Origin of the sequence: Verminephrobacter aporrectodeae subsp. tuberculatae At4 (genome assembly GCF_000193225.1) — a bacterium.
GTDB classification, from domain to species: Bacteria; Pseudomonadota; Gammaproteobacteria; order Burkholderiales; family Burkholderiaceae_C; genus Acidovorax; species Acidovorax aporrectodeae.
The window spans coordinates 1-15,175 of record NZ_AFAL01000410.1 but is presented as its reverse complement, the minus strand read 5'-3'; the positions used below and the strand labels follow the sequence as shown (position 1 = coordinate 15,175).

15 protein-coding genes and 2 pseudogenes are annotated in these 15,175 nt (G+C 70.6%); 1 reads left to right on the top strand and 16 read right to left on the bottom strand.

The window, feature by feature from the left end; genetic code table 11:
• Positions 1-122 precede the first annotated feature (122 nt).
• From VTU_RS0112095 to rfbB, 11 genes and pseudogenes are all read right to left on the bottom strand, one after another.
• Complete coding sequence (locus VTU_RS0112095) at positions 123-1,127, bottom strand: PilN domain-containing protein (protein WP_010104537.1); 1,005 nt, start codon at positions 1,125-1,127, stop codon at positions 123-125.
• Positions 1,124-2,035 carry a type II secretion system minor pseudopilin gene (locus VTU_RS0112090; protein WP_029554342.1) on the bottom strand — a complete coding sequence of 304 codons (912 nt, stop codon included), beginning with the start codon at positions 2,033-2,035 and terminating at the stop codon, positions 1,124-1,126. Before VTU_RS0112090 ends, VTU_RS0112095 begins: the two co-directional genes overlap by 4 nt.
• A 603-nt stretch (positions 2,036-2,638) precedes the next feature.
• A complete protein-coding gene (locus VTU_RS0112080) occupies positions 2,639-3,088 on the bottom strand; it encodes a hypothetical protein (protein WP_010104534.1) in 450 nt (149 codons plus the stop codon).
• A gap of 406 nt (positions 3,089-3,494) precedes the next feature.
• Positions 3,495-3,575, bottom strand: a pseudogene (locus VTU_RS34820) (type II secretion system protein); the annotation flags it as partial.
• A gap of 33 nt (positions 3,576-3,608) precedes the next feature.
• The gene (gene gspG / locus VTU_RS0112075; RefSeq protein WP_010104533.1) at positions 3,609-4,052 is read right to left on the bottom strand and encodes a type II secretion system major pseudopilin GspG; all 444 of its coding nucleotides are present in this window, start codon (positions 4,050-4,052) and stop codon (positions 3,609-3,611) included.
• Between the two features lie 152 nt (positions 4,053-4,204).
• On the bottom strand, positions 4,205-5,413 hold the full coding sequence (locus VTU_RS0112065; RefSeq protein WP_010104532.1) for a type II secretion system F family protein: 1,209 nt from the start codon (positions 5,411-5,413) through the stop codon (positions 4,205-4,207).
• On the bottom strand, positions 5,406-7,124 hold the full coding sequence (locus tag VTU_RS0112060) for a GspE/PulE family protein (protein WP_029554338.1): 1,719 nt from the start codon (positions 7,122-7,124) through the stop codon (positions 5,406-5,408). The genes VTU_RS0112065 and VTU_RS0112060 overlap by 8 nt, the downstream gene beginning before the upstream one ends.
• A gap of 195 nt (positions 7,125-7,319) precedes the next feature.
• Positions 7,320-7,865 carry a dTDP-4-dehydrorhamnose 3,5-epimerase gene (gene rfbC / locus VTU_RS0112055; protein WP_010104530.1) on the bottom strand — a complete coding sequence of 182 codons (546 nt, stop codon included), beginning with the start codon at positions 7,863-7,865 and terminating at the stop codon, positions 7,320-7,322.
• 20 nt (positions 7,866-7,885) lie between these two features.
• Positions 7,886-8,770 carry a glucose-1-phosphate thymidylyltransferase RfbA gene (gene rfbA / locus VTU_RS0112050; RefSeq protein WP_010104529.1) on the bottom strand — a complete coding sequence of 295 codons (885 nt, stop codon included), beginning with the start codon at positions 8,768-8,770 and terminating at the stop codon, positions 7,886-7,888.
• 19 nt (positions 8,771-8,789) lie between these two features.
• Positions 8,790-9,680, bottom strand: coding sequence for a dTDP-4-dehydrorhamnose reductase (gene rfbD, locus VTU_RS0112045; protein ID WP_010104528.1), 891 nt, complete (start codon positions 9,678-9,680; stop codon positions 8,790-8,792).
• Positions 9,677-10,788, bottom strand: a pseudogene (rfbB, locus tag VTU_RS27030) (dTDP-glucose 4,6-dehydratase). Before rfbB ends, rfbD begins: the two are co-directional and overlap by 4 nt.
• 219 nt (positions 10,789-11,007) lie before the next feature.
• Between rfbB and VTU_RS0112035 the strand changes: the two are divergent.
• On the top strand, positions 11,008-11,454 hold the full coding sequence (locus VTU_RS0112035) for a phasin family protein (protein ID WP_010104526.1): 447 nt from the start codon (positions 11,008-11,010) through the stop codon (positions 11,452-11,454).
• A gap of 7 nt (positions 11,455-11,461) precedes the next feature.
• Here VTU_RS0112035 and VTU_RS0112030 read toward each other — a convergent pair whose 3' ends face one another.
• The 5 genes from VTU_RS0112030 to VTU_RS27025 all read right to left on the bottom strand — a co-directional run.
• Positions 11,462-12,247 (bottom strand): type III pantothenate kinase, encoded by a 786-nt coding sequence (locus tag VTU_RS0112030; RefSeq protein WP_010104525.1) that lies wholly within the window; start codon positions 12,245-12,247, stop codon positions 11,462-11,464.
• A 31-nt stretch (positions 12,248-12,278) separates the two neighbouring features.
• Complete coding sequence (locus VTU_RS0112025; RefSeq protein ID WP_010104524.1) at positions 12,279-12,719, bottom strand: rhodanese-like domain-containing protein; 441 nt, start codon at positions 12,717-12,719, stop codon at positions 12,279-12,281.
• Positions 12,720-12,738: 19 nt separating this feature from the next.
• Entirely contained in the window at positions 12,739-13,641 is a 903-nt protein-coding gene (locus VTU_RS0112020; protein WP_029554337.1) for a M48 family metallopeptidase, read from the bottom strand.
• 176 nt (positions 13,642-13,817) lie between these two features.
• Entirely contained in the window at positions 13,818-14,588 is a 771-nt protein-coding gene (locus tag VTU_RS0112015; RefSeq protein WP_010104522.1) for a lysophospholipid acyltransferase family protein, read from the bottom strand.
• A 32-nt stretch (positions 14,589-14,620) separates the two neighbouring features.
• The coding region (locus VTU_RS27025; RefSeq protein WP_010104521.1) for an HAD-IIIA family hydrolase at positions 14,621-15,175 on the bottom strand (555 nt) is incomplete at its 5' end.

Genomic DNA, 15,175 nt, shown 5'->3' with positions numbered 1-15,175 from the left:
CTGTTGCAGCGTGCTGTCGTAGCGCAGCCAGAGCGCGCGGTAGGCCAGCGCGGCGCAGACCAGGGCCGTCAGGCCCAGCAGCAGCAGCACGCCGCCGGCGCGGCGGCGCCAGAGGTTGCGGCTCATGGCGCGGCCCCTGCGCCGCGCCAGCGCAGCTCGAAAATGAAACGCTCCTTGTTCACCGTCGCGTCGCGCACGGTGGCCGCCGTGGCGTGCACGTCGCTGAATGCGCTCTGGCGCCCGAGCTGCGCGATGAGCGCGCCCGCATCGCCCGTCAGGCCGACGATGCGGATTGCGTTGCCGCTGATTTCGACGCGGTCCAGCCAGGCGTCTGCCGGAATGGCCTCGCTGAGCGCGTCGATCACGCTGGCCAGCGGCAGGTCGGTGCCCAGGTTCTTGCGCAGTTCCTGCGCCAGGGCGGCCTGGCGACGCAGTTCGTCGAGTTCCTGGCGCAGCGCGGCGGTCCGCTGCTCCAGCGCGCCGACATGCCGCTTGGCGCGCACCACGGCCTGGTGCTTGAGGATCAGGGGCATGAACGCGGGCAGCGCCAGCGCCAGCAGCAGGAGCAGCGCCAGGCCGAGGGCCGCGCAGTCCACCCGGCGCTGGCGCTGCGCCTGCCTGCGCCACGCCGGGCCGCGCACCGGCAGGGCCTGGTCCTGGTGCACCAGGTAGACCGGTGTGTCCGCGGGGAGTCCGCTGTGGGCCAGCCATTGGTCCTGCGCGCTGCGCCGGCACAGCCCCCAGTGCACGGCCCATTCGCCTGGCGCTTGCAGCTCGGCGCGCCAGGCGGCGACGATCTGCTCCGGCGGCAGGGGCGAGACGCGCCACAGGGCCTCTTCGACGGCCCCATCGAGCGCGCGCCGGGGCAGGGCGGGAAGTTGCAGACTGCCCCACAGGCAGTCCGACTCGGGAATCAGCAGGCAGTCCGCCCGGCGCTTGTCGCCCCGCTTGCGCAGCTGGCTGCCGGTGACGCACCAGAGCCCCCCGTCGGCCGCCACGGCGCTGTGCCTGCGCGCCGGCCAGGCGCCGCGCTCGACCAGCACCCGGCGCAAATCGCCCAGGCCCCAGGCAAGTCGGTCGAGCGCGGCCTGCGCGCGAAGTGTCAGCTGTCCCCAGGCTGTCGTCATGGCGAGATTCCCTGTTCCGGTTTGTCAAAGTGCCGCGTCGGCTCGACCGTGAGCGTGGTCCACGGAGTCAGCGTGTGCTCGCGCGTGCCCAGATCGATCCAGACCTCGCGCTGCCACCAGCGCGCATCCACCGACTGCACGAAGGCGCGCACACGCATCGTCTGCTCCCCGGGCGCGCGCACGGACGTGAAGAAATCGGCCGCGCTCCCCGTGAGCAGCATTCCCGCGCGCATTTCCCGCGGCGCGGCGCGCAGGCGCGCGCCAAGACCCGGCTGGCCCGTCAGGACGTCGATGAGCCCGGGGGGCGCGGAATCGACCTCGATGTGCTGCTGCCCGTTGAGCCCCAAGTGGGGCGCGATCGTGGCGTACAGCGCGGGGGTCACCCCGAGAACCGAGCGCAGTTCGGAGACGTCGTCCATCGCGGCGTTGCGCGGCATCACGGGCCAGCCGGCGGCACGGTACTGCGCGGCTTCCGCGCCCCCGATTCCGTTCGGTGTGTCGTCGGGGTCGATGAAGTCGCGCACGCGCGCGGCGAGCATCGCCGCCGCGTCCGGCGCCAGTCCGCCCGCGCGTTGGAACAGGGCCTGGAGCAGGGCCTCGCTGGCGACGTTCACGTCGACCAGGCCGCCCGAGGGCGTGATTTCCACCCACACGTCGTTCGGCCCCAGGGGCAGGCGCTGGACGCGGTAGGGGCTGTCCGGGTGCGCCAGCAGCCACTGGGCGCTCAGCTGCAGCGCGGCGTCGAGCACCGAGTCGGCGCGCAGGCGCTCCAGATCGAGCGCCGTGCGCCGGGTTTGCTGGCGCACCCCCTGGGCGCCGGCGAGCACCACCAGCGCCAGCGCGGCCACGAGCCAGAGCACCAGAATCAGGGCCGCGCCCTGGCCGGCGGGCATGCGCCGGGTCGTCATCTGGCCCCCGCCAAGGGGAATACCAGGGGGGCCAGCTGCCGGTTTCGTCGGCGATCTCGACGCGCACGCGCGCGGGAAAACCGGCGGCCTTCCACTGCTGCGTCCACTGCGCCGTGCGGCCGTCCTGGTAGTACCACTGCAGGCCGCGCAGGTCGGTCAGCAGCGTCGCGCGCAGCGCGGGCCCCCAGTCCAGCGCCATCAGCGCGCCATCGTAGGGAAGGGCCTCGACGGACAGATCGATGCGGCCGTCTGCATGGCGCAACGGGGTCATGCGCAGCACGTGCAGCCCGCCCGCGGCGCCGCGCTCGGGCAGCGGCGCGACCCAGACGGCGCCCGCCGCGTTGCCGTTGAAAAAGCTCACCAGCGTGCCCCCGTCGTAGCGGCTGAGCGTGCGCAGCGCGTCGAATTTGCGCCCCAGCCACTGGCCGACCAGCAGCATGCGCTCGGAGCGATCGAGCAGGCGCTGGCTGCGCTCCTGCGATCGGCCGACCATCCCGATGCCGGCAAACATCAGCGCCACGACGGCGGCCGTGACGGCCAGCGCAATGAGCAGTTCCAGCAGGGTGAAGCCGCCGGCGCCGCGCTGCATGGGGGTGCGCTGCATCATGCGGGCCGGTAGGGCTTCCAGGTGGTCCAGGTGATGACCGTCGGCCCGCCCGGCCCGCGCGTGACCGTGACCGTGACCTGCGCCGCGCGCAGGGGCGCCTCGTCCGCAGGGCGGCCGTCCTCTTGCAGCCATCGCAGCTGATCGGGAAGCACCTGAATGCTCCAGTGCCAGACCCCGGCCACGCCGCTTGATTGGCGCAGCACGTCTTCGGCAAAGGTGCTGCCGGCGAGCGCCGACCGGGCCACCAGCGCGGCCTCCACCCGGTCCTGAAGCGCGGCCGCGCTGCGGGAGCTTTGGCCCACCGTCCGGTAGAGGCTGGCGAGCGCCAGGGACGCGATCGCCATGGCGACGAGCGCCTCCAGCAGGCCCAGGCCACGCCACCGCCCGGCCCTGCGGCCGCCGGAGCAAGGTCCGCCATGCCGCAGACGGGCGCGCCGGCCCTTCATGGCGGGTCCAGGGCCGTCTGCTCGACGGTGCCAAGCAGCCAGTTGACGCGAAAAGCCATTCCCTGCGCGCCCCGTGAAACGGCCAGGAGACCGCCCTGGGCGCCCCCTCGGCGTGGAAGACGAAGAGCGTCGCGCCGCTTGCGGGTGTGACGCCGGGGCTGCGTTCGGCCGCTTCCCAGCGGACTTGCAAAGCCTCGGGAATATCCAGGCACGCGCGCCCATCGACGACGAGCTGGCGCGTTTGCGGCTGGTAGCCGACGGCGATCGGGCGCCCGTCGCGCACGCTGAGCTCCTGCGCCTGTTTGAGCTGGCTGACGACGTCGCGCAGCGTCTGGTGGTAGCGCGAGCGCTCCAGCATGCCCTGGCCCACGACGCCGACGACCGACACCGTGATGGCAGCGACCACCAGCACGACCAGCAGTTCCAGCAGCGTAAAGCCATGGTGAAGAACCCGTCTGCGGTCCACGGCGCGGGGAGGGCGGTTCATGCGCAGCAAAACACCCCGGACGTGTACCGGCACTCAGTTGTAGATGTCGGCGTTCTCGCCCTCGCCGCCGGGCTTGCCGTCGGCTCCCAGCGAGAAGATGTCCGGCCCGCCGTTGCGTCCGGCGCTCTTGTAGAGGTACGCGGCGCCCCAGGGGTCGGCGGGCAGGCCCTTGCGCAGGTAGGGGCCGTTCCAGCCCGCAGCCGTCGCGGGCCGATCGACCAGGGCGCGCAGGCCCTCGGCGTCGCTGGGGTAGCGCCCGACGTCGAGCTTGAACAGGTCCACGCCCTGTTCGATTTCGGCAATCTGTACGCGCGCCGTCTTCGACTTGGCGCCGCCCAGCTGATCGAGCACCTTGGGGCCCACCAGCCCCGCGAGCAGCGTCAGGATCACCAGCACGACCAGCAGCTCGATCAGCGTAAAACCCCGAAAGCGGCGCGCGCGCAGGCCTGCGTCGGGGTGGGTTCTTGTTGTATTCATGGAAGATTTTTTTCAAATGGATTGCGCGCAAATCCTGCTCTTGATCGGCAGGATGGCGCGCGTGGCCGGAGTTCATGGGGCACCGGTCAGGATGGCTGTGATGATAAACGCAAGACAGTTCCGCAGAGCGAGGAACGCGATTGCCGGCAAGTTCAAAGCGTGTCGTTGATCGACAGGACACCGCCGAGGATGGCGATGATGATGAACGCCACCAGCGCCCCGAGCACGATGATGATGAGCGGCTCCATGGCCGCCAGAACCCGCGCCATGCTGCGCCGCCCCTCGTCCTCGTAGCGGTCCGCGAGCCCGAGCAAGGTGCTGTCGAGCTGCCCGGTTTCTTCGGCGACGCGAATCAGCTGCGGGGTGCTCGACTTTCCGAGATGGGGCGAGGTGATGCCGCTGGAGAGCCGCTTGCCGGCTTTCACAGTATCCACCAGCGGCGCCATGTCCTTGCGCAGCACGGCGTTCGTCAACGTGTCCAGGGCGATGCGCAGGGCATCGACCAGCGGCACCCCGCGCTGCAAAAGAATGCCCAGGGTGCGGAAATAGGTGGCGAACTGCAGATTGCGCATGACCCGGCCGAACAGCGGCAGGCCGAGCAGCAGCTGATCGAGCCGCAGGCGCCCCGGCGGGGTGGCCGCCCAGCGCGAGCCGAGCAGCAGGAGCGTCGCCAGGCCGAGCAGCAGCGCCATCCAGTGCGCGCGCACCAGGTCGCTCAGGTCAACCACCAGCCGGGTCGAATACGGCAGGGCGTCGCCCATGGAGTCGAAGATCTCGCGGAACTGGGGAACGACGAAGGCGAGCAGCAGCAGCACCGAGAGCACGGCCACGATCAGCAGGATGAGCGGGTAGGTCAGGGTCGAGATGATGTAATTGCGCAGCTTGTCCTGCGCCTCCAACTGCTCCGTGAGCTCCTTGAGCACCGCAGGCAGCGCGCCGGAGGCTTCTGCGGCGCGGATCAGCACCAGGTACTGGCGCCCCAGGTCGCGCTCGAAAGGCAGCAGCGACTGGTACAGCGACTTGCCGCCGCGCACGCCTTCCTCCACCTTGGCGAGGAAGGCCCGCAGCCGCTGCGTATCGGCCGTTTCCCGGAGCATCGCCAGCGCCTTGTCGAGCGGCATGTTGGCGCGCTTGAGGTGCGCCATTTCGCGGCTGAAGAGCAGGACCTCGGCGCGCTTGAGCCGGGCGCTGCGGCGCTGCGGCGCGGCGCTGGAGGGCTCGCCCGCCGCGGCGCTGATGTGCACCGGCGTCACGCCCTGGCCGATGAGCCGCAGCCTGGCGGTCTGCGCGTCCGGCGCGCGCACGCTCCCCTGGCAGGGCTTGCCGTCGGCAGTGAGCCCGGCGTATTGGAAGTCAATCATTTTGCCGCGCCACGCGCAGGACTTCCTCTGCGCTCGTCAAGCCCTGAAAGACCTTGTTCGCGCCGTCTTGCAACAGGTTTCCCCCGGCGTATGCGCCCTGCGCGCTGCCGAGCATGGCGCCCTTCTGGAGCACCGTTTGCTTCACCTCGTCGGTGAGCACGAGCAGTTCGTGGATCGCCACCCGCCCCCGGTAGCCCGTTTCGCGGCAGGCGGAGCAGCCCACCGGGTGGTACAGCGTCTGCCCCGCGGGCGCGGGCACGCCGAGCGACGCGGCCGCGGCCTGCGCCTGATCCGGCGGGAGCGGCGCCCGGCACTGCGCGCAGAGTCTGCGCACCAGCCGCTGCGCGAGCACGCCGATGAGGCAGGCCGTGATCAGGTACGGCTCCACGCCCATGTTGATGAGCCGCACGATGGCTCCCAGGGCGCTGTTGGTGTGCAGCGTGGAGAGCACCAGATGGCCCGTGAGCGCGGCCTGCACGGCAATTTCGGCGGTCTCGCCGTCGCGCATTTCGCCGATCATGATGACGTCCGGGTCCTGGCGCAGAAAGGAGCGCAGCACCTTGGCAAAGGTCAATCCGATCTGCGGCTGGACCTGCACCTGGTTGAGCCATTGCAGCCGGTACTCGACCGGGTCTTCCACCGTGAGCATCTTCAGGTTCGCGCCGTCGAGCTCCTGGAGCGCGGCGTACAGGGTGGTGGATTTTCCCGAACCCGTGGGGCCGGTCACCAGAAAGACGCCGTGCGGAACGCCGAGCAGCCGGCGCATGGCCAGGAGCGTGGGCGGGGTGAAATGCAGGCGGTCGAGCGTGAGCAGGTCGAGGTTTTTTTCCAGCAGCCGCATGACCACCGACTCGCCGAACATGGTGGGGATGGTGGACACGCGCGCGTCCATTTCCTTGCCGTGCACGCGCAGCTTGGTGCGCCCGTCCTGGGGCATGCGGCGTTCCGCGATGTCCAGCCGGGAGAGGATTTTGATGCGCGAGACGACGGCCGGCGCGTCCTGGTTGTCGATCTCGTCGATGGGCAGCAGCTCGCCATCGACGCGAATGCGCACCACCGACTTTTCCTCGTAGGTCTCGATGTGGATGTCCGAGGCCTGCGCCGCCACCGCCTGCGCCAGGATCTGGCTCACGCGCTGGATGATCGGCGCCTCGGAGGCCATGTCGCGCAGATGCTCGATGAACTCCGAGGCCTCGAGGCGGTCGCCGCCGCCGTCCTCGGGCGGCGCGGCGTCGCGCAGGTACCACTCGTTGAGCTGGCCGGATATTTCGGACTCCAGCCCGAAGAAGAGCTGCGGAACCTCGCCGAACACCAGGCGCAGGGCCTCGCGCAGCTGGGCGTTGCCCGGCTCCACCGAGGCAAAGGCCGGGATGGCCTGCGCGCCGTCCGCGTCGCCGAGCGGCAGCAGGTTGTTCGCCAACAGAAAGCTGGTGTTCAAGCGGGTGGTTTGCGGCGGGTCCTTGGGAAAGGCGTCGCTGCGCACCAGCGGCAGCCCGGCCTGGCGCGCGAGCGCGGAATAGACGTCGCCTTCGGAGACCAGCCCCAGGCTGATCAGCAGGCGGCCCAGGCGCCCACCCACGGAGCGCTGGACCTCGAGCGCACGCTCCAGGTCGTTGCGCGAGAGCTTCTGCTCGGCCAGGAGCATTTCCCCGAGCCGGGGCGCGGCGCTGGCAGGGCCCTGCCTGTCCAGCATTTCCAATGGGGAGTTCATTGCCTGCGCCTTTGCTTGCATGAGCGGACGATTTGAATCATTTGAACCACGGCAGGCAGCGGCCCGGGCGGTCGGCCTGCGGGCCGCCGCAGCCATTTCCGCCGCCCGCGGCTCTTGCCGGCGCTCTTGCCGGCAGGGGCCTGCCACACCGCGCGGGGTATTCTGACATGCAGCCTGCGGGCATCTGGCGGCGCATCAGAGCACGGCCTCGGCGAGCCAGCACCCGGCCCGGTCCTTCGCCGAAAGCCGGATCTCCCCCTCCAGCGCGGGCCAGGCGATGGCCAGCCGGGGATCGTCCCAGCGGATGCAGCGCTCGTGCTCCGGGCTGTAGTAGTCGGTGGTCTTGTAGACGAAGTCGGCCGACCCGGAGAGCACCAGGAAGCCATGCGCCAGACCCGGCGGAATCCAGAGCTGCCGGTGGTTCTCCTGCGTGAGCAGCGCGCCCACCCATGCGCCGAAGGTCGGCGAGTCCCGGCGGATGTCTGCCGCCACGTCGAACACGGCGCCCTGCACCACCCGCACCAGCTTGCCCTGCGCCCGGGGCGGCAGCTGGTAGTGCAGGCCGCGCAGAACGCCCTGGCTGCTGCGGCTGTGGTTGTCCTGCACGAACACGCAGTCGCTTCCCGTGGCCGCGTGGAAGGCGCGCTGGTTGAAGCTTTCGTAGAAGAAGCCGCGGCTGTCGCCGAACACCTCGGGTTCGATCAGCACGACGTCGGGGATGGATTGCCGGATGCTGCGCATGGCGGATCGGGGCCGGGGCCTCAATGGACCTTGTCGCCCAGCAGGCGCAGCAGGTATTGGCCGTAGCCGTTCTTCGCCAGCGGCTGCGCCAGGCGCTCGAGCTGCGCGCTGTCGATCCAGCGGCTGCGCCAGGCAATTTCTTCCGGGCAGGCGATCTTCAGCCCCTGGCGGCGCTCGAGCGTGGCGATGAACTGGCTGGCTTCCAGCAGGCTGTCGTGCGTTCCGGTGTCGAGCCAGGCGTAACCGCGCCCCATGATCTCGACGTGCAGCCGCTCCTGCTCCAGGTACAGCCGGTTCAGGTCGGTGATTTCGAGCTCCCCGCGCGGCGATGGCCTGAGCCCCCTGGCCAGCCCGACCACCTGGTCGTCGTAGAAGTACAGGCCGGTGACGGCGTAATTGCTTTGCGGCGCTGCGGGCTTTTCTTCGAGCGCCAGCACCTTGCCGCGCGCATCGAACTGCGCGACCCCGTAGCGCTGCGGGTCCTGCACGTGGTAGGCGAATACGCTCGCGCCCTCGCTGCGCGCGTGCGCGTTGCCGAGCAGTTCATGAAAGTCGTGGCCGTAGAAAATGTTGTCGCCCAGGACCAGCGCGCTGGGAGCGCCGGCGAGAAACGCCGCGCCAATCAGGAACGCCTGCGCCAGGCCGTCCGGGCTGGGCTGCACCGCGTAGTGCAGGTTCAGACCCCAGCGGCTGCCGTCGCCGAGCAGCTGCGCGAAGCGCGGCGTGTCCTGCGGCGTGCTGATGACGAGTATTTCGCGGACGCCGGCGAGCATCAGGGTGCTCAGCGGGTAGTAGATCATGGGCTTGTCGTACACCGGCAGCAGCTGCTTGCTCACGGCCAGGGTCGCCGGGTGCAGCCGGGTGCCGGAGCCTCCGGCGAGGATGATGCCCTTGCGTTGCTTCATGGTCCGGCTCCGGTGGCGTTCAGAGGATTTCCGCGAGCATGCGCGCCACGCCCTGCTGCCAGGGTGGCAGGCTCAGGCCGAAGCGGGTTTGCAGCGCGTGCGTGTTCAGGCGCGAGTTGTGCGGCCGCGCGGCCGGCGTCGGGAACGCATGGCTGGGCACCGCAGCGACCTCGGTGGCGCGGATTTCCAGCGCCGGCTGCGCCAGCCGGGCCTGCTCCAGCACGTATTTCGCGTACCCGTTCCAGCTGGTCTCGCCGGCCGCGGCGCAGTGGTACAGGCCCGCATCCTGCGGGCGCTGCAGAAGCTGGCGCAGCGCGTGCGCGGTGACGTCGGCGAGCAGGTCGGCGCCGGTCGGGGCGCCCCACTGGTCGTCGACGACCTCCAGGCGCTCGCGCTCGCGTGCCAGCCGCAGCATGGTCCTGGCGAAGTTGCCGCCGCGCGCGGCGTAGACCCAGCTCGTGCGCAGGATCAGGTGCCGGGCGCCGGACTGCGCAATCAGCTGCTCGCCTTCCAGCTTGCTGCGCCCGTAGACGCTCAGGGGCGCCGGGGCGTCGGTCTCGACCCAGGGCCGGGTGCCGCTGCCGTCAAACACATAGTCGCTGCTGTAGTGCACGAGCCAGGCGTCCAGCCGCGCAGCCTCTTGCGCAATGGCGCCGGGCGTGGTGGCGTTGACCGTGTGCGCGAGCCCGGGCTCGCTCTCCGCCCGATCGACCGCGGTGTACGCCGCCGCGTTCACGATCACGTCCGGGCGCAGCGCGCGCACCGCGGCGGCCACGCCCGCCGGGTCGGCGAAGTCGCCGCAATGCCCGGTGCTGCCCCGGTCCAGCGCCGTGACCTGGCCGAGCACCGACAGGCTGCGCTGCAGTTCCCAGCCGATCTGCCCCCCCTTGCCAAAGAGCAGGATGTTCATGCGCCGGCGTCCGCGGCTTGCCGCGCGGATGGGGCAGATTCGGCAGATTCGGCGGATTGGTACTGGGTCTGCACCCAGTCGCGGTACGCGCCGGTCTGCACGTTGGCGACCCAGTCGGCGTGCTCCAGGTACCACTGCACGGTCTTGCGGATTCCGCTGGCGAAGGTTTCCGCGGGCCTCCAGCCCAGCTCGCGCTCGATCTTGCGCGCGTCCACGGCGTAGCGTCTGTCGTGGCCGGGGCGGTCGCGCACGTGCGTGATCTGGCACGCGTAGCCCTGGCCGTCGGCGCGCGGGCGCAGTTCGTCGAGCAGCGCGCACACCGTGTGCACGATCTCGATGTTCGGCTTCTCGTTGCCGCCGCCCACGTTGTAGGTCTGGCCGGGTTGGCCCGCGTCCAGCACGCGCCGGACGGCGCTGCAATGGTCCCGGACGTAGAGCCAGTCGCGCACCTGCAGGCCATCGCCGTACACCGGCAAGGGCTTGTCGGCGAGCGCGTTGACGATCGTCAAAGGGATGAGCTTTTCCGGAAAGTGGTAGGGCCCGTAGTTGTTGCTGCAATGCGTGGTGAGCACCGGCAGGCCATAGGTGTGCTGCCAGGCGCGCACGAGGTGGTCGCTGGCCGCCTTGCTGGCGCTGTACGGGCTGTTGGGTTCGAAGCCGCGGGTCTCGCTGAACGCCGGCTCCGCGGGCGCCAGCGTGCCGTACACCTCGTCGGTGGAGACCTGCAGGAAGCGGAACGCCGCGCGCGCATCCGCAGGCAGCCGGCTCCAGTAGCCGCGCGCGGCCTCGAGCAGCCGGAAGCTGCCGACGATGTTCGTCTGGATGAAGTCTTGCGGGCCGTGGATGGACCGGTCCACGTGCGACTCCGCAGCGAAGTGGACCACGGCCCGGGGCTGATGCCCGGCGAACAGGCGCTCGAGCAGCGCTGCATCGCAGATGTCGCCCTGCACGAAGACATGGCGCGCGTCCCCCGAACGCTGTCCAGGTTGTGCAGATTCCCCGCGTAGCTGAGTTTGTCGAGGTTGACGACGGGTTCGCTGGACGCGGCAAGCCAGTCGAGAACGAAGTTGGCGCCGATGAAACCCGCGCCGCCGGTAACCAGAATCATAGGGAGAGCCGTGTGAAGTGCCTGGGCGAAGCGCGCCATTATTCCACCCCGCCCGCCCCGCCATGTCTGCGCAATGGGGCAGCGCGCAGGGCGGCGCGGCCGGCTCTGCATTTTTCGGGCGCAGGGGCCTGTACCTCGGGCGCACTGCGGCGTACAGTGCGGCCATGCGGCCCACCCTGGCAAACCGCAAACTCGAACACCTGTCCAAACGGAGGCCCCATGGTCAAAAACCCGCAGAAACCCGGCACCGACAAGAAGGGCAAGGCCCTGCTGTCGGATACCGTCAAAGACTCCGCCCAACATATCTGGCTCGCCGGTCTGGGCGCCTTCTCGAAGGCGCAGGAGGAAGGCGGCAAGGTGTTCGACACCCTGGTCAAGGAAGGCCTGAGCATCCAGCGCAAGACCCAGGCCGCGGCCGAAGAAAAAATCTCCGCGGCCACGGGCCGCATGAGCAGCATGGCGCACAACCAGTGGGACAAGCTGGAGAACATCTTTGAAGCGCGCGTGGCCAAGGTCCTGTCCAGTCTGGACGTTCCTTCGGCGCACGACCTGCAGGCCCTGAGCGCGCGCGTGGACGCCCTGGAAAAGACCGCCACCAAACGCGTCGGCACCAAGCGCGTCACCGCCAAGAGGCCCCTGGTGCAGCGCGCGCAAGACGCGGAGTAGGGGGGGGTCAGGGCCTGGCCTGCTGCGGCGGGCCCAGGCGGTGCGCGGCGATCTCCAGCAGGCCGTCGAAGATCAGGTTGTCCACCAGTTCAAACGGCCGGGTCATGCTCGGCGCCATCTTCCAGCCCGCGCCGCCGGTCATGAGGCAGGCCGGCTCGGCGCCGCAGTGCAGGCTGACGTGCTGCACCATGCGCTCCACGGCCCCGGCGATTGCGTAGGTGCCACCGCTGGTCAATGCATCGCTGGTATTCGTGGGAAAGCGGCGCACCTCGCCCGTGGGAACGTGCAGGCCCGCCGTTCCCGACTCCAGCGCGCGCAGCATGATTCCGTGGCCCGGCAGGATGAGCCCGCCCATGAAGCGGCCCTGTGCGTCCACGCACTCGACCGTGACCGCCGTTCCGACCATTGCGACCACCAGCGGCCGCGCCGGCCCCCGGGCCAGCACATGGTGGCGCGCACCGATCATCGCGACCCAGCGGTCCGGACCCAGGCGCGACGGATGGTCGTAGCCGTTCACGAGCCCCGCCTCCTGCGCCGACGAGACCACCCAGGAGGGCGTCAGGTCCCAGATTTCCAGCTGCTCGTGCACGCGGCGCCGGACGGCGTCGCCGGCGACCACGCAGCCGAGCATGTGCTGCGGCTGCGGCAGCTGCGCCCAGCGGCCTTCGGCGAGCCGATCGATGTGGTCCAGAAACTCGGCGCCGTGCGCGAGCAGCGTCGCCCCGGGGCGGGGCGCGTCGTACAGCGCCCATTTGAGGCGGGTGTTGCCGACGTCGATGGCCAGAAAAGTCATGCGCCGGATTATCCCGGGTTCGACCCGCCGCTCAGCCCTGGCGCCAGGGCAGGCCATGGAAGCGCCAGCCGCCCCGTTTGCCGCGCTGGCCCTGCGCGTCGGCGTCGCCCTCGAAGCCTTCCAGGATGTTGTACGCGATGATTCCCAGCTCGGTGGCGCGGCGCGCGGCGGCGATGGAGCGCACGCCGCTGCGGCACAGCAGCACGGCGCGGCCCCCTGCGGGGACGGCGGCGCGCATCCGGGCGTCGAAATCCGCGTTCAGCGCCATGGCAGGCCACTGCTTCCAGGCCACGGGAACCGCGCCAGGCACCTGCCCGACCCATTCGCGCTCGGCGTCGCTGCGCACGTCCACGAGCACCGCCTGGCCCGCCTGCACCCACTGCCAGGCAAGCTGCGGCGTGACGTCGCCGGCGTAGCCCTCGGCGGGGCGCGGGGTGGCGGGGACCGCTGGGGCGTGGGGGGGTGTCGTCATATGCCTTCCTCCTTGGGGATCAGTCCCACGGCGGCGCGGGCGCGTCGCGCAGGTGTTTGCGCAGTTGGGCGTAGTCGGGCAGCACGCTGGCCACCGTGTCCCAGAAGCGCGGGCTGTGGTCCATCACGCGCAGGTGCGCGAGTTCGTGCGCGACCACGTAGTCGATGATCGCCGGGCGGTAATGCAGCAGGCGCCAGTTCAGGCGGATGCTGCCGTCGGCCCTGGCGCTGCCCCAGCGGGTCTGCGCGCTGGACAGGCGCAGGCTCGTCCAGCGCACGCCCAGCAGCGGTGCAAAGTGGTCCAGCCGGGCGCTGAAGTGGCGGCGCGCGGCGCGCATCAGCCAGGCCTGCACGGCGTCGCGGATTTGCGCTGCGCTGGCGCCATGGGGCAGTCCGATGTGCAGGCAGGGCCCGGCGCCATCGCCTGCGGCGCACGCAAGCAGCGCCCCGCCCTTTTCGGAAAAGCCATGGCCCGGGTCGAGTACCAGCTTCAGCGGGTCGCCCAGGTACTGCAGCGCGGCCCCGTCGGTCCAGACGATGCGCTCGCCCTCCAGGCGCCGCTGGCGCTCGCGCGCCTGCGTCAGCTTGCGCAGGATCCAGTCGGACTTCGCGCGCAGCGCCGCGTCCACCGCGCCCAGGCTGACCCAGGTCGGCGCGCGCACCGAGAGGCCGTCGGCCCCCACGATGAGGCCGATGCTGCGGCGCCGCGCGCGCTGCAGCGCGTAGGCCACCACGGCGTCGCCGAGCAGCAGTTCGCCGTTCGCCCGGGGGTGGCGGAATTCGGCGGGGGACAGCAGCGACGGCAGGGGGACGGCCGGCGGCGGCGCGGGTCTTGCCGTTGCCGGCGGCGGTTCTTCCCGCCCGGCGTCGGCGCCGGGCGGAGGATCGAACAGGTCGAGCGCCAGTTGCACGAAGCGCTGCATCATGGCGAGCTCACTCGTGTCCTGCCCCGCAAATATCAGCACATGAAACTGCGCCTTTCACGCCATGGCGGCGTTGCAAATCCTCGCGATACCTAAGGGTATCGCTGCGGTTTGCGCCTTGCCATGGCGCGAAATGCATCCGTTTCATTTTGTGCTGCTATTTACGGGGCAGAACACTAGTCCGGTGGCGTCGGCGCGCTGGCCGGTGGTGGGTAGGCGTCGGGGTCGAGGCGGCGCATTTCGGCTTCGATCCAGTCCTGCGCCGCGCGCATCAGCTCGTCGGGCTTGCGGCCCGCGCTGGCAATCGGCGGGCCGATCGACACATCGACCACGCCGGGGCGCTTGACGAAGGCCTTGCGCGGCCAGACCCGGGCGGAGGTCACGGCGATGGGAATGACGGGTACGCCGGCGTCGATCGCCAGGCGCGCGCCGCCGCTCTTGTAGCTGCCCTGCTGGCCGCGTTCGGTGCGCGTGCCTTCGGGGAACATGATGACCCAGACGCCCCGGGCAAGCAGTTCCCGGCCGCGTTGCAGCACCTTGGTGAAGGCGCGCATGCGCCGGTCGCGGTCGATGTGGATCATGTCCAGCCGGCCGATGGCCCAGCCGAAGAACGGCACGCGCAGCAGCTCCTTCTTGAACACGTAGGCCAGGGGGCGCGGCATGATCGTGGGCATCAGAAAGGTCTCGTAGACGGACTGGTGCTTGACGAGCAGCACGGCCCCCGCGTCCGCGCCCTGCGGCAGGTTTTCCAGGCCCGTCATCCGGGTGCGGATTCCCAGGAGCACGCGCGCGCCGCTGATGCACAGCGAGAGCCAGGCCGCAGCGATGCGGTAGCGCCACGCCGCGCGCAGCCCGAGCAGCGCGGCGAGCAGGATGGCCAGCGCGTAGGGCACCACGGTGATGCCCATCCAGAGCAGGTGGATGACGGAGCGCAGGAGGGCGGCCATCTGGATCGTCTCTCGGGCCACGTGCCGCGGCATCAGGCGCGCGCCGGCTGCGTCCCGGCTGCGGGCGGGGGCGCGGCGGCCAGCAGCTGGTCCGCGAACCCGCCCAGGCTGGCGTACAGCAGCGTTCCCGGTGGCAGGTCCGCGGGCAGCGGCGCACCCGGATCGAGGTGCGCCGAGTGCCCCGTGCACACCAGATGCAGCTGCGCGCCCAGCGCGGCGCCGGCCTGCAGGTGCGCGGTGCAGCTGCCGACCACGCGCACCTCGTGCGGCTCCACGCCGTAGCGCTCGCAAATCTGTTCGAGCAGGCCCGGCGCAGGCTCGCGGCAGGCACAGCCCTCGTCGTCCGCGTGCGGGCAAAAGAACACCGCGTCGATGCGCCCGCCGAGCGCCGCCACCTGCCGGTGCATCTTGGCGTGGATGGCGTTGAGCGCCGCCACGTCCAGCAGGCCCCGGCCCAGCCCCGGCTGGTTGGTCGCAAGCACCACGTGCCAGCCCGCGTGGTTGAGCCGGGCAACGGCCTCGAGCGCGCCCGGGATGGCGCTCCACTCGTCGGCCGAGGTGATGTAGTCGTCCCCCAGCGGGTTGAG